We start from the raw sequence: 24,219 nt of genomic DNA, 5'->3' as shown, positions 1-24,219 counted from the left end.
CGCGATGGGCAACCTGAGTCAGGCCGCGAGCGAGGCGGAAGACCACGACTCCTGGGCCGCTGCGGACCGGGGAAGGAAGCGGCGCGAAGAAAAGTCTTCCACCGTCAGGTTGATGGTCCGGTTGGGGTTGCTGCGGAAGCGCTTGAGCGCAGCGGCGCCGATGGCGTCGAAGTGCGTCCTGCATGTTTCGAGCAGCCGGTCGCCAAGGTTCCTGGTGCCGAACACGTCGTGCAGGGTTTCTTCAGAAATCTGCGCGATGATCCGCGCGCCATCGGGGCCGTCCGGGTAGATTGCAAAGCGGACGCTTGCCGTGTCAAAGCAGTAGATGCCTTCGAAGTCCATGTGTGTCTCCTGTCTTTCTTTCCTGTTTTCGCTTGTCGCTCGTATATCGGTTTGCTGGCGAATCGGATTCAGCGCGAAAGCGCGCACGCGCTGGCATGGACTTCCGCGCATGTTCAGGAAGGAGGCCGCCTACATGGTTTGGGACTGCCGCGAATCGTGTTTGGCTGACCGCAAACCTTGCTGCAATCCGTGCCTGTTGCGCGCGCCGGCAAGCCAGTTCCTGAAGCCCATGTGGCGCGGTTTGCCGCCTTGCGGCGCCTCGCCCGGATAGCGGATTCGCGAGAGCTCTTCGCGCCCTTTTTCGGTAATGGCAAGCACCTGCGCCGCGGGCTCCGAGCCCGACAGTTTCAGCGGGTCGGCGGGCGCCGGAACAAAGGCAATCACGAGTCCGGCCTGGCGAAGAATCCTGACCTCGTCGATCTCCTTGGGCGTCCGGAAAGACATGGGAAGGCGGGATGCGGCAATCTGCTTGAGCAGGTCCATCGACATGACAAATCTCCTCTAGGTCTGGAATGACGACTGACGATTTCGACGAGGTTCGAATTAGGTGCGCCGCGCCGCGCTTCAAGAGGCTTGGCGAATGGTCTTTTTAATCGCGGGCGGCAGGTTCATAGCTCGCATCCCCGCCGCCGCGGTGCTGGAAAAAAAGCTCTTGAAAAACCCTTGGCCGCGCCTATTTCGCTGATCGGAAGCGCTGGAGAGAGGCCTCCGGCGCCCTGTTCAACTTTCGAATGGAGGTTTTCGCCATGTACCGATCCTTGTTTCCGCGCGACGTGTTCGCCGAGATGGATCGCCTGCAGCGCGAGATGCAGCAGGCCTTCGATCTGTCTCCCACCATCCGCGGCTTCGGCCGCAACGGCTTTCCTGCGCTGAATATCGGCGGCACGCCGCAAACCGTGGAGATCTACGCGTTTGCGCCGGGCGTCGATCCGTCCAGCCTGGAGGTCAACCTCGAGCGCGGCCTGCTCACCATTGCCGGCACGCGCGCCAATGCACTGCCCCAGGGCGATGCCAAGGCGGCGGTTCACATCAACGAGCGCTTCGAGGGCGCCTTCCGCAGGGTGCTGACCCTTCCGGACGATGCCGACCCGGACGCAGTGCAGGCCAAGTACCGCGACGGGGTACTGCACATCACCGTGCAGCGCCGCGCCTCGTCGCAGCCCCGCCGCATTACCGTTCAGTGACAAGCAGACAAACCAATAAAGGAGAGACGATCATGAACAGCACCACATCGCCTCGCGTTGCCGAATCGAAGGAGCTCGCCCGCAAGGAGGGCGCGCGCTACAGCGACGCAGCCCTTACGCCGCCGGTCGACGTCATCGAGGACAGCGGCGGCATCACGCTTTTTGCCGACCTGCCCGGTGTGTCGCGCGAGAAGCTCGGCCTGCATGTTGCGTCCGACACGCTGACCATCGAGGCTGAATCGGACCTGGCCGTTCCAGAGGGGCTGGAATCCAGCCACACGGAGGTGGGCCTGGCCCGCTTCCGCCGCGTGTTCACGCTCAGCAAGGAGCTGGACACCGCCGCCATCTCGGCGGAACTGAAGCAAGGCGTGCTGAAGCTGCGCATTCCGAAGGCGGAACACGCGCAACCGCGGCGCATCGAGATCCAGGCAGCGTGAGGGCGGCCCGCCATGCAAACATGCTCCGGAGGTGAGAAATGAGCGGCGCCGAGTGCCTGGCGCGTTTGCGCGCCGACGCCGCAGCCTTGAGCCCGCGCGCGGCGCACATCGCGCTGGCGCTGCTGCCCGCCGTCGATCACCTGCCGGATGCATGGAAGGCGGGCTTGCACAAGACGCTGAGCCACCGTGCCAGCGCGACCAAGCCGCTGTCCCCCATCGAATTCGACGCCATCCGCGTGACGGCGGCCAGCCTTCCGCACGCGTATCCGGAATGGGTGGTAACCGACCCCGAGCATCCCAAGGCGCGCGACCTGATCGTGAACGCCTGGGAAACGGCGCAACGCTTCCGCTCGGGGCCCATGCAGCCGAGCGCGTAGCCCGGCACGGGCGCGGAGCCAGGTGCAGAGCACGCCTACGCCGATGTGAGCATCCCCCTACAGCGCTCCCGCACAAGCAAACCTAAGGTGGCCGCAAGGACACCGAAATGTCATTCGAGTTTTTCCGCAACCGGGAGCATGCGGGCCGGGCGCTCGCACAAGAGCTGGCCATCTACGCAGTGTGGCCTGACGTCACCGTGCTGGCCCTGCCGCGCGGCGGCGTGCCGGTAGCGTATGAAGTGGCCAGGGCACTGCAGGCGCCCCTCGACGTTCTGGTGGTGCGCAAGCTGGGTGTTCCGGGACACGAGGAATACGCCATGGGCGCCATTGCGGGCGGCGGCGAGCAGGTGCTCGATAACGGCCTGGTGCGCGAGCTTGGCATTGGCGTGGATGCAGTCGATGAAGTGGTGCGCAACGAACGGCATGAGCTCGAACGGCGCGAGCGTGCCTATCGCGGCAACCGCCCCGCGCCCGACCTGCGCGGCCGCATCGTGATCCTTGTCGACGACGGGCTTGCCACCGGAGCAACCATGCGCGTGGCCGTGCGCGCAGTGCGCCGCCAGGCGCCGACCCGCGTGGTTGTTGCGGCGCCCGTGGCGTCGCCCGAAGCCTGCACGCTTTTGCAGGGCGAGGCAGACGATGTGGTGTGCCCTGAAGTACCCGATGCCTTCCTGGGTGTCGGACGCTGGTATCTCGATTTTTCGCAGACCAGCGACGAAGAAGTCTGCCGCCTGCTCGAAGAAGCAGAAGCAGATGCGCGCCGCCTCCGCGCACCCCAGCCTGAGGACCTTGCACGATGAAGCCATCCAACATTTCGAAAGAAGCGGAGGCGCTGCGCTCGGCGGCGCATCCGCTCGAAGGAAACCCCTGCGACCACGACGCCCTGCTCGACCTGATCGGCGATGCGCACTATGTGCTGCTCGGCGAGGCCTCGCACGGCACGCAAGAGTTTTATGCCGAGCGCGCGAACATCACGCGCCGCCTGCTGGCCGAAAAAGGCTTCAACGCCGTGGCCATCGAAGGCGACTGGCCCGATGCGTATCGCGTGAACCGCTATGTAAGAGGCACCAGCGACGACGCCAGTGCGGCCGAAGCACTGGCCGGCTTCCGGCGCTTTCCCACCTGGATGTGGCGCAACGAAGAGGTGGCACGCTTTGTGGAATGGCAGCGCGCCTTCAACGATTCCACCCCGCCGCAGGGAAAAACCGGGTTCTATGGGCTGGACCTGTACAGCCTCTCGGGCTCGATGGAAGCCGTGCTCGCGTACTTCGAGCGAACCGACCCCGACGCCGCCCGCCTCGCGCGCGAACGCTACGGATGCTTCGACCGCTACGGCGACCGCGGACAAAACTACGGGCTGATGGCTGGCCTCGGCAACACGGCCTCTTGCCAGCAAGCCGTGGTCGACATGCTGCTCGAAATGCGGCGCGCCGCCGGCGAGGCCTGGCGCAGCGGCAATGCGGCCGACGAGGAGGACGCCTTCAACGCCGAGCAGAACGCGCGCCTCGTCAAGAACGCCGAGGCCTACTACCGCTCGATGTACCTGAGCGACGTTTCATCATGGAACCTGCGCGACCGCCACATGGTCGAGACGCTGGGCGAGGTCGAGCGCCACCTCTGGCGCGGCAGCGAGCGCCCCAAGATCGTCGTGTGGGCCCACAACTCGCACCTGGGCGATGCGCGCGCCACCGAAATGGGCGAAGAACGCGGCGAGCTCAACGTGGGCCAACTGGTGCGCGAACGCCAAGGCCGCGACGCGGTGCTGGTGGGCTTTACCACCCACACGGGCACCGTGATGGCGGCGTCCGACTGGGGCGCGCCGGCCGAGCGCAAGCACGTCGTTCCCTCTCGCCCGGACAGCTACGAATGGCTCCTGCACGAGACCGGCCTCGAGCGCTTCATGCTGCCCCTGCGCGGCGAGGGAAGCCATTTCTTTGCGCTGAGGGAGCAGCGCCTCGAACGCGCCATCGGCGTGATCTACCGGCCGGAGACAGAGCGGCAAAGCCACTACTTCTTCGCGCGGCTGCCGGTGCAGTTCGATGCGCTGCTGCACATCGACCGCACGCATGCGGTGGAGCCGCTGGACAGGGGCGCAGCCACTGACAACGCCGGCGTGCCCGAGACTTATCCGTCGGGCAAGTAGCGCCGGGGCCGACCCCGTGCCCGACCCCGTTATTGCGCGACGATCACACCCTCGAGCGGCTGCAGCGTGAGCCGGCCCTTCACCGTGCCGGTGCGCTCCGCGTGCGTCGAGGCCAGCACGACGACCTCGGCCGGCAGCAGTTCGCCCGAAATGGTGGTCTCGGTAATGCCGAAGTTCAGCAGCACAACGAGCCGCCTTGTTCCCGAGGTTCTTGCGTAGGCCAGCACATCGGCGCCTGCGTCGAGCTGCTCGTGGCTGCCTTCGTGCAGCGCGGGCTCGTGCCGGCGCAGCGCAATCAGCCGCTTGTAGAGCTGCAGCATGGAGGCGGGGTCGCCCATTTGCGCCTCCACGTTGCGCATGTGCCAGTCGCCGCCAAGGCGCAGCCACGGCGTACCGTCGGTAAAGCCGGCGGCGTGTGAGCGGCTCCACTGCATGGGCGTGCGCTGCGGGTCGCGCCCCAGGCCCTTGCCAGGCTCGTTCTTTTCGAACGGGTCCTGCACTTCTTCGGGGGGAATGGGCACGTCGGTCAGGCCGATCTCGTCGCCGTAGTAGAGCGTGGGCGTGCCGCGCAATGTAAGAAGCAGCATGGCCGCGAGGCGCGCCCTCTCCTGCCCCACCCGGCTTGCGATGCGCGGCTTGTCGTGGTTGCCAAGCACCCAGTTGGGGGCTGCGCCTTGGGGCAGCGCGGCTTCGTAGTTGCGCACGATGCGGTCGATTTCGGTCGCATGCCACGGCGCCGTGATGAGCTGGAAGTTGAACGGCAGCTGCACGCCCTGCAACAGGCCTTCGGAGGTTGCGCCGTAATAGGCCATGAGCCGTTCGAGCGGAAGATACAGCTCGCCGATCAGCACGCGCGCCGAGCTTGCATCGCTGAAGGCGTCCGCCACGCGGCGCATCTCGACGATGATGTCCTGCATCTCCGGCCGGTCGGTGGTGTAGAGCGGCAGCAGGCGGTGCGAAGGGTCTGCACCGGGCTGGTAGGCGGGGTTGGGCGGGTTGTCGCGGAACAGCTCGTCCTTGATGAGGTGGTACAGCACATCGATGCGAAAGCCGTCCACGCCGCGCCGGAACCAGAAGCGCAGCACCTCGTACATGGCTTCGCGCACCTCGGGGTTGCGCCAGTTGAGGTCGGGCTGCTCCTTCAGGAACGAATGGCAGTAGTACTGCCCGCTGGCCTCGTCGAAGGTCCATGCCGGCCCGCCGAAGTTGCTCAGCCAGTTGTTGGGCGGGCCGCCGCCGGGAGCCGGGTCGCGCCACAGGTACCAGTCGCGCTTCGGGTTGTTGCGCGAGCCCCGGCTCTGCACAAACCAGGGGTGCCGGTCCGACGTGTGGTTGGGCACGAAGTCCAGCACCAGCTTGAGGCCGCGCGCCTTGCACTCGGCGGCCAGTGCATCGAAGTCTTCCAACGTGCCAAAACGCGGATCGACGTTGCAGTAGTCGGAAATGTCGTACCCGAAGTCGGCCATTGGTGAGGGGTAGATCGGCGATATCCAGACGGCATCCACGCCAAGCTCGACCAGATAATCAAGCCGCTTCCGGATGCCGCACAGGTCCCCGATGCCGTCTCCGTCGCTGTCCTGGAACGAACGCGGATAGATCTGATAAACGATTCCGTTCTTCCACCAAGCATCGGCCGACATCGGGTTTCCTTTCGTGTGTCCTGTTTGCGAGGCTTCCATTCCTAGGAGGTTCCCCCGGCATGATCAATGACCTTTGGTACAAGAACGCCCTGGTGTACTGTCTCTCGGTGGGGACCTTCATGGACTCCAACGGAGACGGCTGCGGCGACTTCGAAGGCCTGACACGCAGGCTGGAGTACCTTCATGGCCTGGGCGTGACAACGCTGTGGCTCATGCCGTTCCATCCGTCTCCGGGCCGTGACGACGGCTACGATGTTTCGGACTATTACAACGTAGACCCCCGCTTTGGCACGCTCGGCGACTTCGTCGAGTTCACGCATTCGGCCGAGCAGCTCGGCATGCGCGTGCTGATGGACCTGGTGGTCAACCACACCTCCGACCAGCACCCGTGGTTTCTGGATGCGCGCAAGAGCCGGAATTCAAAATACCACGACTGGTATGTGTGGTCAGACAAGAAGCCGCCTCGCTTCACCGACGGTGTGGTCTTTCCGGGCGTGCAGAAATCGACCTGGACTTTCGACAAGCTCGCAAGGCGCTGGTACTTTCATCGCTTCTACGAGTTCCAGCCCGACCTGAACACGGCCAACCCGCAGGTGCAGGCCGAGATCCTGAAGATCATGGGCTTCTGGACGCAGCTGGGCGTGTCGGGTTTCCGCATGGATGCCGTGCCGTTCGTGATCGGCGCCAAGGGGCCGAAGGTCGTGTACCCCACCGAGCGCTTCGACATGCTGCGGCAGTTTCGCGAACTTCTTCAATGGCGCCGGGGCGACGCCATCATTCTGGCCGAGGCCAACGTGCTGCCCAAGACCAACATGGCGTACTTCGGCGACGAGGGCGAGCGGCTGCACATGATGTTCAACTTTCAGGTGAACCAGAACCTGTTCTATGCCATGGCCGTGGGCGACACGCGCCCGCTGGTCAAGGCATTGGAGGCCACCCGGGAGCGCCCCGCCACGTCGCAGTGGGTCATGTTCCTGCGCAACCACGACGAGCTCGACCTGGGGCGCCTGCGGCCCGCGCAGCGCAAGCGCGTGTTCGAGGCGTTCGGCCCCGACAAGAACATGCAGCTGTACGACCGCGGCATACGCCGCCGCCTTGCGCCCATGCTGGGCGGCAACCGGCGGCGGCTCGAGCTGGCCTACAGCCTCATGCTCACCCTGCCCGGCACGCCGGTCATGCGCTACGGCGACGAGATCGGCATGGGCGACGACCTGAGCCTGCCGGAGCGCAACTGCGCGCGAACGCCCATGCAGTGGTCCACCGAGAAGCAGGGCGGGTTCACCACCTCTTCAAGGCCGGTGCTCCCGGTGGTTTCGGGCGGTGCCTACGGCTTCGAGCATGTGAACGTGGCGGCGCAGCGGCGCGACCCCGACTCGCTGCTCAACTGGATGGAACGCGTGTTTCGCATGCGCAAGGAAGTGCCCGAGATCGGTTGGGGCGACTTCGACGTGATTCCCAACGACGAGCACGCGGTGCTGGTGGTGCGCTACGAATGGCGCGGCAACGCGGTTGTATTCATCCACAATTTCGACGCGAACCCGCTGGAGATAAAGCTCGAGGCCAAGGCGCTGGGCCGGCACGGCGGTCAACTCATCAATTTGCTGTCGAACGCGCACAGCCGCGCCAATGCCAAGGGAAAGCACTGCATGGTGATCGAATCGTATGGCTACCGGTGGTTTCGCGTGGGCCCTCTCGACTACCTGCTCAAGCGGGACGAAATGTGAGGGCGCCGCGGTGGCACAGCAACATATGGGGGATTGCGCGAAGTACGGGAAATTCGGCTTCTGACACACTACATGCGCAACGCGGATTCCATCGCGGTGCCTGTCCACGCCAATGAACTTATCAGGTCTCCGGAACATTCGCATCAGCTTGAATACACGCCTCGGCCTGGGCGTTGCCTTGGTGGTCCTGGCGGCCACGTTCACCATCGGCGCGGTGGCCCTGAACCTGGTCAAGGCCAGCATGAAGGCATCGATCGAGAGCGAGGAGTTCGCGCGGCTGTCGGCCGTTGCAAACACGGTCAATCAAAAGTTCATCAGCCGGCGCACCCTGCTCGAGACTTTTGCCAACAGCGTCGAGTCGCAAGACTTTGCCGACACGGCGGCGCTGCAGGCCTTTCTTGAAAAGCACCAGCCGCTGCGCAAGGCGTTCAGCAACGTTGCATTCTTCACGGCCGACGGCGACCTGATCGCCAGCCTCAGCGGTGCGCAGCAGCAAGGCAGCGTCAACATCAGGGACCGCCCGTACTTCCAGCAGACCATCGCTTCCAAGGCGGGCGTCATCTCCGAGCCCTATCTCAACCGGCTGAGCGGCCTGGGGCAAATTGCCATTACCCAGCCGGTGCGGAACCCGGCGGGCGAAGTGAAATACGTGATCTCGGGCGCCATCAACCTGAAAGAGCGCAACCTGCTGGGCGAGCTTGGCGATGTGAAGTTCGGCGAAACCGGCTACCTCTTCATCACCAGCACCGAGGGCGTGGTAATCGACCACCCGCGCACTGAGTTCGTCGTCAACCAGACGGGTCTCAAGGGCACGGGCAACCCCGAGATCGACCGCCCGATGGAAGGCTACGAAGGCGCAGCCGAAGGCGTCAACCATGCAGGAGTGCCGGGCCTCTATGCCTTCAAGCGCATCCAGCAGACCAACTGGATCATCGGGGCGATGTACCCGACCGCGGAAGCTTTTGCCAGGGTCGGCGCCATCGAGCGCGCAGCGTGGGTGGGTGCGCTGGTGCTCGCGGCGGTAGCGGGCGCGGTTGCACTGGCGGTGGTCAGCAGGCAGCTCAGGCCGCTCAAGTACCTGCACCGGCACATGCTGGACGTCGACAACGCGGCCATGGAAAGTGCCGTGCCGCGCACCTACCCCCGCAACGAGATAGGCGATCTTGCGCGCACATTCGACGAACTGATGCGCCAGCGCAAGACGAGCGAGAAGTTCCTGCGCGACATTACCGACAACCTTCCGGCGATGGTGTCGCACGTGGATGCGCAAGGCCGCTACACCTTCGTCAACGCCCCGCTCTGCAAAAAGCTCGACCGCGGCGCGGCGCAGCTCATCGGGCGCACGGCCAGCCCACCGGGCGAAAACGAGGCACTGGACGCCGCGGTTGGCCGCGTGATGGCCGGCGAAGCTGTCAGCTTCGAGAGCCGGGGCGATGCGCGCCGTGGCGAGCAAGACCGCTTCTACCAGACCGAGCTCATTCCCGACCGCGACCAGACGGGGCAGGTTCGCGGCTACTACGCCATGACCTCCGACGTGACGGAGCGCAAGCAGATTGAAATGAGCCTGGCGCACAGCGAAGCGCAGGTGCGGATCATTGCGGACAACATTCCCGCGCTGGTGTCGCATGTGGATTCATCGCTGCGGTACACCTTTGTCAATGCAAAGGTCAAGGCGCTGCACAAGGACAGGGCCATGATCGGCCGGTCGATGCCGGAGGTGCGCGGCTCGGACGATTTCGCGATAGTTGCCGACTCTTACCGGCGTGCGCTTGCCGGTGAAACGGTGGTCATCGAAAAATCGGGCGACCCGGCCATTGGCATTGGCGACCGCACCTTCAAGGCCCACTACATTCCCGACCGCGACACCGACGGCGTGGTGCAAGGCGTGTTCGCCATGACCTTCGACATTACCGACGAGGTGAACATCCGCAAGGCGCTTACCGAGCAGCAGAAGCGCCTGCGCGACGTAACCGACAACATTCCGGCGCTGGTGAGCTACTTCGACAGCGACGAAAACTGTCTTTTTGCGAACGTGCGGGCGCGGCGCATGGCGGGGCTGGACGACGGCCCGCTCATCGGCGTGAACCTGCGCAGGGCCGTGGGCGACACGGTGTACCGGCAGCAGCAGCCCTACCTGCCCATGGTGCGGGAGGGGAAGGCGGTGAGGTTTCCGGTGCGCACGCCGCTGCACGGCAAGACCGGCTATTTCCAGGTCAACCTGATTCCCGACAAGGACCTGGACGGCAAGGTGCTGGGCTTCTATCTGATGACCTTCAACATTACCGCGCTGAAGAAGGCCGAAGTGCGGCAGGCCGAAAGCGAAATGCGCCTGCGCACCATCACCGACAACCTGCCGGCGCTCATCACCTACATCGACCGCGAAGAGAAGATCACCTTTGCCAACGCCACTTATCGGGACTGGCTGGGCGTGGAGCCCTCCACCATTCTTGGCCATCACATCGGCGACGTGGCCGGCCCCGAGCTGTACATCTCGCGCAAGCCCATGATCCAGCGGGCCCTGGCCGGCGAGCGGGTCGAGTTCGAGGGCTACATGCGCACCAAGGATTCGGACCGCATCACGCGTGTGAGCTACGTGCCCGACACCGGGCCCGACGGCATTACCCGCGGCATTTTCTCGCTGAGCTTCGACATCAGCGCGCTGAAGGCGGTGGAGCGCAAGCTGACCGACCTGGCACGCGCCGACACGCTCACGGGTCTTTCGAACCGGCTCGCATTCAACGAGTTCTTGCCCGGCGCCATTGCCCGCGCGCAGCGCACGCAATGCGCGCTGGCGGTGCTGTTCCTGGACATCGATCGCTTCAAGACCATCAACGACACCCTCGGCCATGCCACGGGCGACGGTGTGCTGGTCGAATATGCGCGCCGCCTCCTGGCCAGTGTGCGAAGCACCGACACCGTGGCGCGCCTTGCCGGGGACGAATTTGTGGTGGTGCTCGAAAACCTGCACACAAGAGAAGCGGCGGAGGCCATCGCGCGAAAGATCGTCGACCAGATGGCAAACACGCCGTTCGAAGTCGATGGGCAGAGCCTTCGCGTCACCACCAGCATCGGCGTGGCTTTTCATCCCGCGAGCGAGCCGCCCGCCACGCCTTCCGAACTGCTCGCCAATGCCGATGCGGCGCTGTACCGCGCAAAGTCCGCGGGACGCAATACGTACGGCTTTTCGGATTGATGCGCCTCAGTTGAGAACTTTGGTAGTGATGTTGCGCGGCGACGGCTCTTCGCATGCGGTGTGCTCCTGCTGACAAGCCTCCTTGGCCCCCCCAGAATGGGCTCATAGGAGATTCAAATTCATGTCGCCGACCGAAATCGTCACGCCCGAGCAACTGCTGCACGCCCTTGAAGTCCAAAGCCGCATGCCCATCCTGCGTATCGGCCAGGCGCTGATGGCACTGGGCGCGGTTACCGAAGAGCAGCTGCGCGAGGGCCTGGCCCAGCAGCAACTCGACCGCAGCGTGCCCCTGGGCGAAACGCTGGTTCGCATGGGCGTGGTCACACGCGAGCAGCTGAAGGCCGCGCTCGTGCGCAAGATGGGCTACCCGCTGGTCAACCTGCACGTGTTTCCGGTTTCCATCGATGCCCTGCGCACCATCAGCCACGGGGTTGCCCGCCGCCTGCAAGTGATGCCGCTCATGCTGCACGAAGGCCGGCTCATCGTTGCCATGGACGACCCCGCCAGCCGGCATGCCGCCATCGACGAGGTGGAGTTCATCTCGCAGCTGAAGGTGGTGCCGGTCATCGGCGAATGCCTGGTGCTCGATACGGTGCTCTACAAGGCCTACGGCAAGATCGGCAGCGACACGGTGCTCGACCCGACCATCGTGCATGACCCCTCGCGGCCTCTGGAGTTCGAGCCCGCAGCCACCAGCGAACTGCTGGTGACCCTTGAAAAGGAACGCCCCACTCCCGCGATCGAAGAAGAATCGACCATCGAGCAGTCGGACAACTCGCTGGTGCGAATGATCAACAGCATGATCGTCGACGCGCACCGCGAAGGCGTGTCCGACATTCACATCGAAAGCTATCCGGGGCAAGAAAAAACCCGCATCCGTTTTCGCCGCGACGGACGGCTGCGCACCCACCTGGAGCTGCCGGCCAGCTACCGCAACGCGGTGGTCGCACGCGTAAAGATCATGTGCGACCTGGACATCAGCGAAAAGCGCAAGCCGCAGGACGGCAAGATCAACTTTGCCAAATACTCGCCGCAGCACCGCATCGAGCTGCGCGTGGCCACCATCCCCACCACCAACGGGCTGGAAGACGTGGTCATGCGCATCCTGGCTTCGGCCAAGCCCATTGCGCTGGAGCAGCTCGGGCTCTCCGAACGCAACCTGCTGGAGTTCACCAAGGCGGTGGAGCGGCCCTACGGGATGGTGCTTTGCGTGGGCCCCACGGGTTCGGGCAAGACCACCACGCTGCACTCGGCGCTGATGCACATCAACACGCCGGAGCGCAAGATCTGGACAGCCGAAGACCCCATCGAAATTACCCAGCCGGGCCTGCGCCAGGTGCAGGTGAACCCGCGCATCGAATGGACCTTTGCCAAGGCGCTGCGGGCCTTTGTGCGCGCCGATCCGGACGTGATCATGGTGGGCGAAATCCGCGACGAGGAAACCGCCAGGACCGCCATCGAGGCCTCTTTGACGGGCCACTTGGTGCTGTCGACGCTGCACACCAACAGCGCGCCCGAAACCGTGACCCGGCTGCTCGACATGGGCATGGACCCGTTCAACTTTGCGGATTCGCTGCTGGCGGTGCTGGCGCAGCGGCTGGTGCGCCGCCTTTGCAGCCGCTGCGTGACCAGCCGGCCGATGCGCGCCGAAGAAGTGGAGGAGCTGCTGGCCGACTACATGCACTCTTTCGGCGTGCACGACACTCCGGCCGAACGCGAGTCGGTACGGCACGGCTGGCACCGCCACTACGGGCAGGACGGCCAGCTGCTCGCCTATTCATGCCCCGGGTGCAAGCACTGCGACAACACCGGCTTCAGCGGGCGCGTGGGCATTCATGAGCTGATGGTGGTCTCGAAAACGCTGCGCCGCCTGATCCAGGGCGGAGCGCGTGCCGAAGAGCTGCAGGAAGCGGCCCTGCGCGAGGGCCTGCGCACCTTGCGCCAGGACGGCATCGAGAAGGTCCTAGCCGGCAAGACCACCATCGAAGAGGTCCGCGCGACGAGCAACGTCTGAGGGGTCGGCGCCGCATGCAACGGCGGCGCCGCGTTGGCCGTGCCTGCGCCGGTTCAGTTCGGTTCGGTTCGGTTCGGCTCAGGCGGCATCCCACGCCACGGGCGGCAGCATCTCGACGGCCGGCTTGGCAAACAAGAAGCCCTGGAACAGCCCCACGCCCAGCGCCTGCAGTGCGTGCACCTCTTCGGAGCTTTCGACGCCTTCGGCCACCAACCGGATGTCAAGCTCGGCGCAGGTGCCGACAAAACCCTTGACGATGCTGAGCCGGACCGGATCGGTGTGGATGTTGCGCACCAGGCCCATGTCGATCTTCACCAGGTCGGGCTGAAAACCCGCCAGCAGCTCGAAGCCGGCATAGGCGGCGCCAAAGTCGTCGATGGCCGAGGTGAAACCGTAGGCCTTGTGGGCCCGGAAGGCGGCGGCAAGCGCAGGCAGGTCGGCCACGCGCTCGCACTCGGCAATCTCGAACATCAGCCGGTGCACAGGAAAGTTGCACCGCCGGGCCGTGTCCATGGCGGTATGAAAGCAGTCGATGCGCTCCGTGATGTCGTTGGGCCACACGTTGAGGCTGAGCCTTGTCTGCATGCCCAGTGCGGAAGCGGACTCGATGGCCTTGATGCGGCAGGCCTCATGAAACGCGAACCTGTGCCGCGGACTCACGCGTGCCAACACCTCGATGGCGCCCTCCCCCGACATGCCGCGCACCAGTGCTTCGTGCGCAAAAATTTCCCTGCGTTCGAAGTCCACGATCGGCTGAAAAGCCATCACAAACCCGGAATCGGGCTCGGGAGACCCGGAGTTAGCCGTTGTTTGGATGGTCACAGGTGGGGTTCCGCGGTGGAATTCAATTAGTTAAATTTTCTTATACGGGCGGCAGGTTAGCGCAAAAATGTAAGCGCCGGATTATCCAATGCCCTTTTGAGCCAACTGCCGAGTGCGCTCGGCGGCCGCCAGCCTCTTGGCTTCATCGTAACCATGGGCCTTTACCGAGAACGCCTTGCTCACGCTGCCCTTGCCTGCCGTATAGGTAATGGCGAGCCAATAGCCGGGGTGGTCGGGCCTTGGCCGCTTGAAGTGCACGCCGGGTACGCCGCTCGAATTCGACTTTCGCATGATCTCCGAGCGGGAACGCTTGGGCGGCCCCGCAGCCGCGGGCGCCGCGCCGTGCGACTTGCGGATCGCTTCTTCAGCCGGATGCAGCGCCGCAAGGCCCGTCATGTGCTTGAGCTGGTTCGCCCGCTCCTGAATGGCCAGGTTGCGCGCCGCATCGCCCCAGCTGTGAATCGGAAAATTGGCGCGCAATATTTCTTCAGCCGCAATGTAGGTCTTGGCGAGCCAAGACAGCCCTCTTCCGTCGGGCGACACCAGGCAAAAGACACCCGGCACGCCCGTGGTGTTGCTCGCCCGCAGCCTTTCTGCCCGCTCGCGCCGCGCAACGGGGGGCACGCTTCTCACAATCGAATCGCGCCATTCCTGTGCCTGCCGCAGCGCGTGCTCTGCACCGCCGTAGCTCGCTTTGCCGAATTGCTGGAAATACCTGACGCCGCGCCTCACGATCGAAACCTCGAAGCCCCACGGCCGGGTGTAGATCCCGTACATGGCAGCTGGGTTCGGAACACCTTTTGGCATTGGCAAAGAATTCTAGGAGGGCAAGTCGAGTTCGATCCACACCGGCGCATGGTCGCTGGCGCCGGTGCGGCCGCGCACCTCGCGGTCCACGTTCGCGTCGCGCAAGAGGGGTGCCAGCTCTTCGTTGAGCAGCAAGTGGTCGATGCGCAGCCCCGCGTTGCGCGGCCATCGGTTGCGCCAGTAGTCCCAGTAGGTATAGATCGCCTCGCCCGGATGGCGGGTGCGGATCGCGTCGGTCCAGCCCTGCGCCAGCAGGCGCGAAAAGGCGGCGCGGCTTTCGGGCTGCAGCAGCGCATCGTCGCGCCACGACGCGGGGTTGTAGATGTCGGCGTCCGTCGGCACCACGTTGAAGTCGCCGGCCAGAACTACCGGCAGCCCGCAGCCGTAGAGGCGCTTGGCATGGGCGTTGAGCCGCTCGAACCATTCGAGCTTGTAGTCGAACTTGGGGCCGGGCTGCGGATTGCCGTTGGGCAGGTAGAGGCAGCCGACCACCACGCCGTTCACCACCGCTTCAAGGTAGCGGCTCTGGCTGTCTTCCGAATTTCCGTCGAGCCCCCGGCCCGTTTCGATGGGCTCTCTTCCGCGCGCGAGGATGGCCACGCCGTTCCACGAGCGCTGGCCATGAAACACCACCCCGTAGCCCGCCTCGCGGATTGCCGCCGCCGGAAAGTTCGCGTCCGGCGACTTGAGCTCCTGCAGGCAGGCAACGTCGGGGCGGGACTCTTCAAGCCACTCGAGCAGGCGGGGGAGCCGACCGTTGATGCCGTTGACGTTGAAGGTCGCGATCTTCACGGGCACTGTGAAACAAGAACGAATTGGGCCAATGATGGCCCGAAAGCCGCCCGCGGCTTGTCGGAGAACACGCCCTGCGGTGCAAAGGCCTGCGTGCCTCGCCGGTTGACCCTCAATGCACACCAGTGCACATCACTGCGCGTTAGCACCTCTTTCGTACCACCCTTGCGACCGGTTGACCACCGCAACCACCAGCAGCATGACCGGCACCTCGATCAGCACGCCCACCACCGTGGCCAGCGCGGCGCCCGACTGAAAGCCGAACAGGCTGATGGCCGTGGCCACCGCCAGCTCGAAGAAGTTGCTCGCGCCGATCAGCGCCGACGGCCCCGCCACGCAATGCGCCACCCCCAGCTTGCGGTTCAGCAGGTAGGCCAAGCTCGAGTTCAGGAACACCTGGATGAGGATGGGCACCGCGAGCAGCGCAATCACCAGCGGCTGGCGGATGATGGCTTCGCCCTGAAAAGCAAAGAGCAGCACCAGCGTGAGCAGCAGCGCCGATATCGACCATGGCGCGAGCCGCGCCGCAACCGCCTGGAAGTGCGCCGCGCCCTTCTTGAGCAACTGCTTTCGCAGCACTTGCGCAATGATCACCGGCACCACGATGTACAGGCCGACCGAAGTCAGCAGCGTGTCCCACGGCACCGTGATCGACGACAGCCCCAGCAAGAGCGCAACCACCGGCGCAAAAGCCACCACCATGATCGCGTCGTTCAGCGCCACCTGCGAGAGCGTGAAGTACGGGTCGCCCCTGCACAGCTGGCTCCACACGAAAACCATGGCCGTGCAAGGCGCCGCCGCCAGCAGGATGAGGCCGGCGACGTAGCTGTCGAGCTGCGCCGGCGGCAGCAGTGGCCCGAACACATGGCGAATGAAGATCCAGCCCAGCAGCGCCATCGAGAAAGGCTTGACGGCCCAATTGATGAAGAGCGTCACGCCGATGCCGCGCCAATGCGCCCTGACCTGCCCGAGCGCGGCAAAGTCGATCTTCAGCAGCATCGGGATGATCATCACCCAGATGAGCACGCCCACCGGCACGTTGACGTTGGCAACCTCCAGCGAGGCAATGCCGTGGAACACGCGAGGAAACCATTGGCCCACCGCAATGCCGGCCACGATGCACATTGCGACCCACACGGTGAGATAGCGCTCGAAAAAACCGATCATCTCAGCACGCACATGCCTGCGCTGCCGCCGGCAGGCAAGCCTCGCCCTGGCAGCAGTTTTCGGTGAGGTAGCCGACAAGCGCGTTCATCTGTTCAAAGGCTGCGCGGTAGATGAGGTTGCGGCCGCTGCGCTCCTGCGTCACAAGGCCCGAATGGGTCAGCTCCTTCAGGTGAAACGACAGGCTGGTGGCCTGTACTTCGAGCGCCTCGACCAGCGCGCCAGGCGTAAGCCCCGCAGGCCCCGCCACCACCAGCGCCCGAAAAACCTGCAGGCGCACCGGCTGGGCCAGTGCGGCCAGGGACTTGACGACATCTTGTTCTTCCATAATTCAATAATAGTTGCATAATTAGAAAGATGCAATCGCCCCACCCATCCATCACCATCTTTCACAACCCTGCGTGCGGCACCTCGCGCAACACGCTGGCGCTCATTCGTAACAGCGGCGCAGAGCCGCACGTCGTCGAATACCTGAAGACGCCGCCCAGCAAGGAGACGCTGCTCCAACTGCTCGCCGCCATGAAGATGTCGCCGCGAGAATTGCTGCGCGAGAAGGGAACGCCCTATGCCGAACTCGGGCTGGCCGATCCAAAGTGGACGGATGAACAACTGGTCGACTTCATGCTCGCGCATCCCATCCTGATCAACCGCCCCATCGTGGCGACGCCGCTGGGCACCCGGCTGTGCCGCCCCTCCGAAGAAGTGCTCGACATTCTTCCTTCGCCGCAAAAGGGCGCGTTCAACAAGGAGGACGGCGAACCCGTCATCGATGCGGAGGGCCGCCGTGTCGACCGCGCTGCCTGAGCTACCGAACATCGATGCGGGGCTGTTCGACCGGCCCTCGCTGGAGCGGCTCTTCTCGGTCGACCAGCCGGCGCGCCACGCACCGCGCTTCCTGCTGCTGTACGGGTCGCTGCGCGACCGCTCTTACAGCCGCCTTCTGACCGAAGAGGCCGCGCGCCTCCTGCAGGCCATGGGCGGCGAAACGCGCATCTTCAACCCTGCCGGGCTGCCCCTGCCCGACAGCGCGCCGGACGACCATCCCAAGGTGCAAGAGCTGCGCGACCTGGCGCAATGGGCCGAAGGCATGGTGTGGTGCTCGCCCGAGCGCCACGGTTCCATGACCGGCATCATGAAGGCGCAGATCGACTGGATTCCACTGAGCATTGGCGCCGTTCGCCCCACGCAGGGCAAGACGCTGGCGGTCATGCAGGTGTCGGGCGGCTCGCAGTCGTTCAACGCCGTCAACCAGTTGCGTGTGCTCGGGCGGTGGATGCGCATGCTCACTATTCCCAACCAATCTTCGGTGGCCAAGGCTTTTCTGGAGTTCGACGAAGCCGGGCGGATGAAGCCCTCTTCGTACTACGAGCGCGTTGTCGATGTGATGGAAGAACTCGTGAAGTTCACCCTGCTCACGCGCGACGCCGCCGGCTACCTGGTCGACCGCTACAGCGAGCGCCGCGAAAGCGCCGAGCAACTGGCCCAGCGGGTGAACCAGCGCGCCATCTAGCGCCTTGTTTCACGCCCCGTCCTACGCCGGCATGCAGGCTGTCCGACACCGGCGCGCAATGGCGCCGGTAGCGTGGGCTCGTTCAGGAGGTATGCATGAGCCCATCCAAATCGACATCGAAGCCCGACCCCGTCCGTGCCCCGCGAACCGTTCAGCCCGCAACAGGCCGGCGCGCCCCGGCCACCGGCAAGTCCGAAGGCCCGGTGGCCACGCCCAAGGTCAACGAAGGCGCATCGCTCGGCAAGTCCGCCAACTCTTCGGCAGGCGGCGCGGCCGGTCAGCTGACACCCAAGGACTGAACGCGGCAAAGCAGGCAAGGCGCTCGTTGGCCGACAATCGTCGCCCATGAATGCCAAGCCTTCGGAGACGACCCCGGCAAACCCGCCCCGGCCGGCGCCTCGCCCCATCCGCAATGCGGCCACGTTGATTCTCTTGCGCGACGGCGCCCGCGGCATGGAAGTGCTGATGCTGCGCCGCGCTGAAAAAGCCGACGACCAGAACAGCGGCGCCAGCGTGTTCCCAGGGGGCGTGGTCGACACGCACGACCGCAGCCTGCGCCTGATGTGCAAGGGCCTGGACGACGCAGCCGCCAGCGCGCGCCTTGGCGTGGCCGAAGGCGGCCTCGACTACTACGCCGCCGCGGTGCGCGAATGCTTCGAAGAAGCGGGCGTGCTGTTCGCAAGCGACGCCGAAGACCGCGTGGTCGAGCTGGACCGCCTGCCCGCTTCCCGCCTCGAGGCCATGCGCCACGCCGCCGAGCAAGGCACCGACGCATTGCTGGCCATGTGCGATGCGCAAGGCTGGCGCCTTGCGGTCGACCGGCTCGCCTACTTCAGCCACTGGCTCACGCCGCCGGGCATGCCGCGCCGGTTCGACACCCGCTTTTTCATTGCGCAGATGCCCGCCGGGCAAAGCGTGAAGCCGGACGGCCGCGAAACGGTCGAGCACATGTGGCTCAGGCCCGCCGATGCAGTGCATCCGGACCGCGGCCTCAAGCTGATGAACGTGACACGCCGCACGCTCGAGCAGCTGGCCGCATTCGAAAGCACTGCCAGTTGCATGACCCATGCACGGGGCCTGGCCGGCATTGTGCTGAACATGCCGCGCCTGGCGGATGGGCCACAGGGGCGCCGCGCGGTCAACATCGACGAAGCGGCCTATCCGGAAATCGGCCGCCTCGATCCCGATGGCACCGGCCATGCGCGCTATGCCCTCGAAGCCGGCTTGGTCATGCAGTTGTCCGCCCGCGTATGGCGGGTAACGGGCAGCGGCGGCGCATCGCCGGACGAGCCGGGCTCGAACAGCTACTTCGTCGGCGGCGAGCGTGGCCCATGCGCGCTGATCGTCTCTCAGCCGCACCAGGCAGCCGCAAGCGGCGTATTGCTGCGAAGCGCGGCGCCCGGCCAGGTGGGGTGGCTGCTCTCCACCGCACCGCGCACAGCGGCCGCGGTCGATTCGCTCGAAAGCCTGCGCTCCTCGTGGCCCGATGCCGCCGTGCGCTGGCCCGCACCTGGCGAGACGCTTGACGTGGGCGACGCCACCCTGGCAACCCAGGCAGCAGCCGGCGGCCCCTCACCCGATGCGCTTCAGTTTCTGCTGACCGAAGAACGCACGCTGTTCACGGGTGCGACCGGCGCGCCCGCGTTGCACGCGAACGACGGCTCGGTCGAGTGGATTGCACCCGCCAACGGCTTCCTCTTGCGGCGCGGCGCCTGAACCGCGCACACACCCGCACGCTCAGAGCTTTCCGATCAACGCCTTCAGTTCATCGATGGATGCGGGCTTGGGCAGGTGTGCATTGAATCCGGCTTCGAGCGCACGGCGCGCATCGGCGCGGCGGCCGAAGCCCGACATGGCAATGGAACGCAGCTCGCGCGTAGCGGGCCTGCGGCGCACTTCGGCAATGAACTGGTAGCCGTCCATCTCGGGCATGCCCAGGTCGGACACCAGCAGGTCGTACGCATTGGATTCGAGCAGCTCCAGGCCCTTTTTAGCGCTTGGTGCAACGTCGACGATCGCGCCTTCCAGCCTCAGCACTTCGGCAAACGGGGCCAGCGCATCGGCATAGTCGTCCACCGCAAGCACGCGCCAGCCGCGCAGGCTTACTTCGGCGGGCGCTTTTTCCACCACGGCTTCCACGGCAGCGCCCACCCGCGGCAACCACACGTTGAACTCGGTGCCCAGGCCCAGCCCGGGCGAATGCACCTCGACCCGGCCGCCGTGCGCCCGCGTCAGCTCGTGTACCAATGCCAGGCCAATGCCCAGGCCGCCGTTGGGCGGTGTCGCATCGCTGCTCGCCTGGTTGAACATGCCGAACACGTGCGGCAAAAACTCCGCCGCTATGCCGCAGCCCGTGTCCGCCACGGTCAGCCGGCCAAAGTCTTCTTCGGCCACCACGCGCACCGAAATTCGCCCGCCGTCGGGAGTGAACTTGACCGCGTTGCTCAGCAGGTTCCAGACGATCTGCTCCATGCGTATGCGGTCGCCGTTGCACAGCACGCCGGCTTCGCAGTGCGCATCGAGCGCCAGCTTCTTGCCGGCCACGTCGTTCACCGCGGCGTGCGCCGTTGTCTGCACCAGCTCGCCCAGGTCGACGGCCACGCGGTTCAGCCGCAGCTTGCCGGTGCGGATGCGCGAGAGATCGAGCAGGTCGTTGATGATGCGCGTCTGGCTTGCCACGGCACGCTTGATGGTTTCGCCCAGCCGCCGCACCGCCGGCACCTCTGCCGTGGCGGGCATGTGCATCAGCAGCTCGGCGTTCATCTGGATCAGGTTGAGCGGCTGCTTGAGCTCGTGCGACATCACCGCAAGAAACTTGTCTTTCAGCTCGTTGGCTGCCTGCGCGCTGAGGCTGGCCTTCTTTTCCTTGAAGAGCCTGTGCTCCTGGGCAAGCTCATGCTGCTTGGTGCCCGTCATGTCGCGCGCAATCTTGGCAAAGCCCCCGCCGGCGGCGGGCTCCATGGGCGTGGTGACGCCGCTGCAGAAAAACCGGCTGCCGTCCTTGCGCTGGTGCCAGCGCTCGTCTTCGGCCCGGCCAAGCTCCACCGCGCGGCGCATCTCGCGCTCGGGCACGCCGTTCGCCTGGTCTTCGGCGGTAAAGATCATTGCCAGGGGCCGGCCGATCATCTCTTCCTCGGTGTAGCCGAAGATGCGCTGCGCGCCCGCGTTCCACGTGGTGATCTGGCCCTGCTCGTCGCTGGTGATGATGGCAAAGTCGCGCGTGGTTGCGGCCACCATGCGCAGCCGCTCTTCGCCGGCGCGCACCCTCTCTTCCGCGGCGCGCAGCTCGGTAATGTCGAAAAAGTTGAGGATCGCGCCTTCGATCTTGTCTTCGGCCGTGCGGTACGGGAGTATTCGCGCCATGAAGTGCCGCCCGTCCACGCTGGCAACGTGCCGCTCGGTAATGCGCAGGTCCTTGAAGGCCGAGGCCGTGTCTTCCGCAAGCTCCGGGTAGTTGAGCCGGCTCGTGATGTCGAACAATGAGCGCCCCACGTCCGACGGAATCAGGTTGAACAGCTTGCTCGCATGCGGCGTGTAGCGCTTGATGTGCATGCCGCGGCTCACGAACACGGTCGCAATCTCGGACGATGTGACGAGGTTCTGCAGGTCGTCGTTGATGTGCCCGCGCTCTTCCACCTTCATCTTGAGCTCGAAGTTCACCGTTACCAGCTCTTCGTTCATCGACTGCAGCTCTTCCTTGCTGGTCTCGAGCTCTTCGGTGGCGGAGCGCAGTTCTTCGTTGATGGCCTGCAGCTCTTCATTCGACGCCTTCAGTTCCTCGGTCGAGGTTTCGGCGCCTTCGATGGTTTCTTGCAGATGCAGCTTGAGCTGGCGGATCTGGTCTTCCATCTGGCCGATGAGCAGCTCGCGCGCCGCATCGGCCGGCTCGCCGCCTTCGGGGCGCACGCTGTCTTCCACCTCGTCGAAAACCACGAGCGTGAGCTGCGGTGCGTCCTTGTCCTCGCCTTCGCCCTGCTGCAGCGGCCGCACCGTGATGTTCAGGAACACCTGCCGCCCGTCGTCCCGGCTTTGCACCAGCCGCGTTTCAACGCTGCGGGACGTTTGCGCAGCCTTGAAAAGCGCAGTGCGAAGTTCCAGCCGCAGATCGGGCCGCACGTTGTTCAGCAGGTTGTTCGACGGCTCGCCGCCGGCACGCTCGAGAAACCGGCCGACTCCGCTCGAGAGGTGCAGCACCTCATGCTCGCTGTTGATGAGCACGCTGGGCGGTGAAAACTGCTCGAGCGCGCGCTGGTGCAGCTCTGCAAAGCTCACGCGCTCGGCGCGCTTGGGCGAGCGCAGTGCTTCCAGCGGATCGGGCGAACCCAGCTTGAACGGCGCGTCGCTGATGAGCGGCATGTGGCGCCCGCTCGGCAACTCGGGGTTGGCGCGGTAGATGCGGTTCTTCTTGTCGACCGGAGTAAAGAGGCTGCCCACCGCATCGATCGACTCCGAAGTGCCCAGGAACAGGTAGCCCCCCGGCCGCAGCGCAATGCGAAACATCTCCAGCACATGGGCCTGCGCCGCACGGTCCAGGTAAATCAGCAGGTTGCGGCAGCAGATGATGTCCAGCCGCGAGAACGGCGGATCGCACAGCAGGTTGTGCAGGGCAAAAAGCACCGGCTCACGCACCGTGGTCGTCACGCGGTACTGGTCTTGCTCGGGCACAAAGAACTGCTGCAGCCGCGAAGGTGAAATGTCCTCCGCAATGCCCTGTGCATACAGCCCCCTGCGCGCCGTGGCAATCGCGCGCCCGTCGATGTCGGTGGCAAATATCTGGATGTCGAGCGGCTTGGCGTGCCTGTCGATCTGCTCGCGCAGCAAGATGCTGAGCGAATACGCTTCTTCGCCCGTGGCGCAACCCGCCACCCAGGCGCGCACCTGCTCGCCGGGCTGCTTGCTCTCGATCAGCCCGGGAAGCGCGTCGAGTTCGAGAGCGTCGAAGGCCTCCGGGTCGCGAAAGAAGTTGGTCACGCTGATGAGCATGTCCTGCAGCAACGGCACCGCCTCCTCGGGGTGGTCGCGCAAAAAGTCGCGGTACGCCGGCAGGTCTGCCAGCCGGTTTACCTGCAGGCGGCGTTCGATGCGGCGCAGCACCGTGGCGCGTTTGTAGTGACGAAAGTCGTGCCGCGTGTAGGTGCGCAACAGGCCCATGATTTCTTGCAGGGCCTTTTCAGCCCCCTTGGCTGCATCTCCCTTGTCGGGTTCCTGCGCGAGCCCGGCCTGCTCGTCGTTGGCGCCAGGCATGCGAATGCGCTGCGCGTTGAGCCAATGCTGAAGCAGGTGCTCGCCCATCTCGGCCGCGGGCAGCACGATGTCGACCATGCCGGTGGCAATGGCGGCGCGCGGCATGCCGTCGTGCGCCGCGTCTTCGGGCGACTGGGCCATGGCAATGCCGCCGTGCTCCTTCACGCGGGTGAGACCCACCGCACCGTCGCTGCCCGTGCCCGACATCACGATGCAGACGGCCCGCTCCCTGTGCACTTCGGCCATGGTTCGAAAGAACACATCCACCGCCAGGTGCTGGCCCTTGACGCGCTCGCTGCGCACGGCCTGCAGGTAGCCGTCGTTCATCGTCAGCTCGACGCCGGGCGGAATCACGTACACATGGTCCGCTTCAATCGCCACCGGTTGCGTGACCTGCATCACGGGCATCCGGGTAGAGCGCTGCAATATTTCAGCTGCATTGCTCTCATGCCTGGGCGACAGATGCAGGATGACGACAAACGCCATGCCTGCATCGGCCGGCATATCCTCGAAAAAGCGGATCAACGCCTCCAGCCCGCCCGCGGAGGCGCCAATGCCGATGACGGGAAAGCTCAGCGTGCTGGGCGTGAGCTTGCCTTCATCGGTAGAAGAAGGCGAAGGCGGATTCGATGTGGGCATTGAGATGTCGTTGCGGGGCCGCAGCCCCGGAGCCTGCCGCGCGCGGCGTTCGAATCTGAAATTTTGCCCCTTGTGGCCGCCATATTCCGGTTTTGGGGGCGGGTTTTTTTCCCGATTTTTGCGATTCGCTGGGGTGCAGCCGGGCCGGGCCTGCGGTTGGCAGGGTTTTCGGGATGTTCCTACACAC

21 protein-coding genes are annotated in these 24,219 nt (G+C 65.1%); 12 read left to right on the top strand and 9 right to left on the bottom strand.

The genetic code is table 11. The features are described 5' to 3' along the window. Positions 1 to 18: 18 nt before the first annotated feature. Both J2X67_RS13055 and J2X67_RS13050 read right to left on the bottom strand, forming a co-directional pair. Positions 19 to 342, bottom strand: coding sequence for a hypothetical protein (locus J2X67_RS13055; protein WP_309953583.1), 324 nt, complete (start codon positions 340 to 342; stop codon positions 19 to 21). A gap of 129 nt (positions 343 to 471) precedes the next feature. Continuing rightward, positions 472 to 831 (bottom strand): hypothetical protein, encoded by a 360-nt coding sequence (locus J2X67_RS13050; RefSeq protein WP_309953582.1) that lies wholly within the window; start codon positions 829 to 831, stop codon positions 472 to 474. Between the two features lie 257 nt (positions 832 to 1,088). Here J2X67_RS13050 and J2X67_RS13045 point away from each other — a divergent pair, with 257 nt between their 5' ends. From J2X67_RS13045 to J2X67_RS13025, 5 genes are all read left to right on the top strand, one after another. Continuing rightward, complete coding sequence (locus J2X67_RS13045; RefSeq protein WP_309953580.1) at positions 1,089 to 1,526, top strand: Hsp20/alpha crystallin family protein; 438 nt, start codon at positions 1,089 to 1,091, stop codon at positions 1,524 to 1,526. 32 nt (positions 1,527 to 1,558) lie between these two features. After that, entirely contained in the window at positions 1,559 to 1,963 is a 405-nt protein-coding gene (locus J2X67_RS13040; protein WP_309953578.1) for an Hsp20/alpha crystallin family protein, read from the top strand. Between the two features lie 38 nt (positions 1,964 to 2,001). Beyond that, the gene (locus tag J2X67_RS13035) at positions 2,002 to 2,340 is read left to right on the top strand and encodes a hypothetical protein (protein WP_309953577.1); all 339 of its coding nucleotides are present in this window, start codon (positions 2,002 to 2,004) and stop codon (positions 2,338 to 2,340) included. 107 nt (positions 2,341 to 2,447) lie between these two features. Beyond that, on the top strand, positions 2,448 to 3,140 hold the full coding sequence (locus J2X67_RS13030) for a phosphoribosyltransferase (protein WP_309953575.1): 693 nt from the start codon (positions 2,448 to 2,450) through the stop codon (positions 3,138 to 3,140). Next, the gene (locus J2X67_RS13025) at positions 3,137 to 4,483 is read left to right on the top strand and encodes an erythromycin esterase family protein (protein ID WP_309953573.1); all 1,347 of its coding nucleotides are present in this window, start codon (positions 3,137 to 3,139) and stop codon (positions 4,481 to 4,483) included. Before J2X67_RS13030 ends, J2X67_RS13025 begins: the two co-directional genes overlap by 4 nt. A 29-nt stretch (positions 4,484 to 4,512) precedes the next feature. On the opposite strand, the gene J2X67_RS13020 is transcribed toward J2X67_RS13025, so the two are convergent. Beyond that, positions 4,513 to 6,123, bottom strand: a complete 1,611-nt coding sequence (locus J2X67_RS13020; RefSeq protein ID WP_309953572.1) for an alpha-amylase family glycosyl hydrolase — start codon at positions 6,121 to 6,123, stop codon at positions 4,513 to 4,515. Positions 6,124 to 6,182: 59 nt separating this feature from the next. On the opposite strand from J2X67_RS13020, the gene J2X67_RS13015 reads away from it, so the two are divergent. The 3 genes from J2X67_RS13015 to J2X67_RS13005 all read left to right on the top strand — a co-directional run bounded on the left by J2X67_RS13015 (position 6,183) and on the right by J2X67_RS13005 (position 13,054). Next, positions 6,183 to 7,847 (top strand): alpha-amylase family protein, encoded by a 1,665-nt coding sequence (locus tag J2X67_RS13015; RefSeq protein WP_309953571.1) that lies wholly within the window; start codon positions 6,183 to 6,185, stop codon positions 7,845 to 7,847. A 148-nt stretch (positions 7,848 to 7,995) separates the two neighbouring features. After that, positions 7,996 to 11,040 carry a PAS domain-containing protein gene (locus J2X67_RS13010; protein ID WP_309953570.1) on the top strand — a complete coding sequence of 1,015 codons (3,045 nt, stop codon included), beginning with the start codon at positions 7,996 to 7,998 and terminating at the stop codon, positions 11,038 to 11,040. Between the two features lie 121 nt (positions 11,041 to 11,161). Next, on the top strand, positions 11,162 to 13,054 hold the full coding sequence (locus J2X67_RS13005; RefSeq protein ID WP_309953568.1) for an ATPase, T2SS/T4P/T4SS family: 1,893 nt from the start codon (positions 11,162 to 11,164) through the stop codon (positions 13,052 to 13,054). A gap of 78 nt (positions 13,055 to 13,132) precedes the next feature. Here the strand turns inward: J2X67_RS13005 and J2X67_RS13000 are convergent, their stop codons facing one another. From J2X67_RS13000 to J2X67_RS12980, 5 genes are all read right to left on the bottom strand, one after another. Then, positions 13,133 to 13,819, bottom strand: a complete 687-nt coding sequence (locus J2X67_RS13000; RefSeq protein ID WP_309953566.1) for an EAL domain-containing protein — start codon at positions 13,817 to 13,819, stop codon at positions 13,133 to 13,135. A gap of 138 nt (positions 13,820 to 13,957) precedes the next feature. Then, positions 13,958 to 14,653, bottom strand: coding sequence for an AP2 domain-containing protein (locus tag J2X67_RS12995; protein ID WP_309953564.1), 696 nt, complete (start codon positions 14,651 to 14,653; stop codon positions 13,958 to 13,960). A 42-nt stretch (positions 14,654 to 14,695) separates the two neighbouring features. Next, on the bottom strand, positions 14,696 to 15,475 hold the full coding sequence (locus J2X67_RS12990) for an exodeoxyribonuclease III (RefSeq protein WP_309953562.1): 780 nt from the start codon (positions 15,473 to 15,475) through the stop codon (positions 14,696 to 14,698). 132 nt (positions 15,476 to 15,607) lie between these two features. Beyond that, positions 15,608 to 16,642 carry an ACR3 family arsenite efflux transporter gene (gene arsB / locus J2X67_RS12985; RefSeq protein WP_309953560.1) on the bottom strand — a complete coding sequence of 345 codons (1,035 nt, stop codon included), beginning with the start codon at positions 16,640 to 16,642 and terminating at the stop codon, positions 15,608 to 15,610. A gap of 1 nt (position 16,643) precedes the next feature. Next, on the bottom strand, positions 16,644 to 16,967 hold the full coding sequence (locus J2X67_RS12980) for a metalloregulator ArsR/SmtB family transcription factor (protein ID WP_309953558.1): 324 nt from the start codon (positions 16,965 to 16,967) through the stop codon (positions 16,644 to 16,646). Positions 16,968 to 16,996: 29 nt separating this feature from the next. Here J2X67_RS12980 and arsC point away from each other — a divergent pair, with 29 nt between their 5' ends. From arsC to J2X67_RS12960, 4 genes are all read left to right on the top strand, one after another. Beyond that, complete coding sequence (arsC, locus tag J2X67_RS12975) at positions 16,997 to 17,443, top strand: arsenate reductase (glutaredoxin) (RefSeq protein WP_309953557.1); 447 nt, start codon at positions 16,997 to 16,999, stop codon at positions 17,441 to 17,443. Next, positions 17,409 to 18,149, top strand: coding sequence for an arsenical resistance protein ArsH (gene arsH, locus J2X67_RS12970; RefSeq protein ID WP_309953556.1), 741 nt, complete (start codon positions 17,409 to 17,411; stop codon positions 18,147 to 18,149). Before arsC ends, arsH begins: the two co-directional genes overlap by 35 nt. Before the next feature lie 95 nt (positions 18,150 to 18,244). Further along, positions 18,245 to 18,448, top strand: coding sequence for a hypothetical protein (locus tag J2X67_RS12965; RefSeq protein ID WP_309953555.1), 204 nt, complete (start codon positions 18,245 to 18,247; stop codon positions 18,446 to 18,448). 46 nt (positions 18,449 to 18,494) lie between these two features. After that, complete coding sequence (locus J2X67_RS12960; protein ID WP_309953554.1) at positions 18,495 to 19,865, top strand: NUDIX domain-containing protein; 1,371 nt, start codon at positions 18,495 to 18,497, stop codon at positions 19,863 to 19,865. A gap of 21 nt (positions 19,866 to 19,886) precedes the next feature. Here the strand turns inward: J2X67_RS12960 and J2X67_RS12955 are convergent, their stop codons facing one another. Next, entirely contained in the window at positions 19,887 to 24,032 is a 4,146-nt protein-coding gene (locus tag J2X67_RS12955; protein ID WP_309953552.1) for a chemotaxis protein CheB, read from the bottom strand. Positions 24,033 to 24,219: the final 187 nt, after the last annotated feature.

Origin of the sequence: Variovorax sp. 3319 (assembly GCF_031456585.1) — a bacterium.
Classification (GTDB): domain Bacteria; phylum Pseudomonadota; class Gammaproteobacteria; order Burkholderiales; family Burkholderiaceae_C; genus Variovorax; species Variovorax paradoxus_P.
The sequence above is the reverse complement of the archived record's forward strand: the minus strand, read 5'-3'. Positions and strand labels throughout refer to the sequence as shown.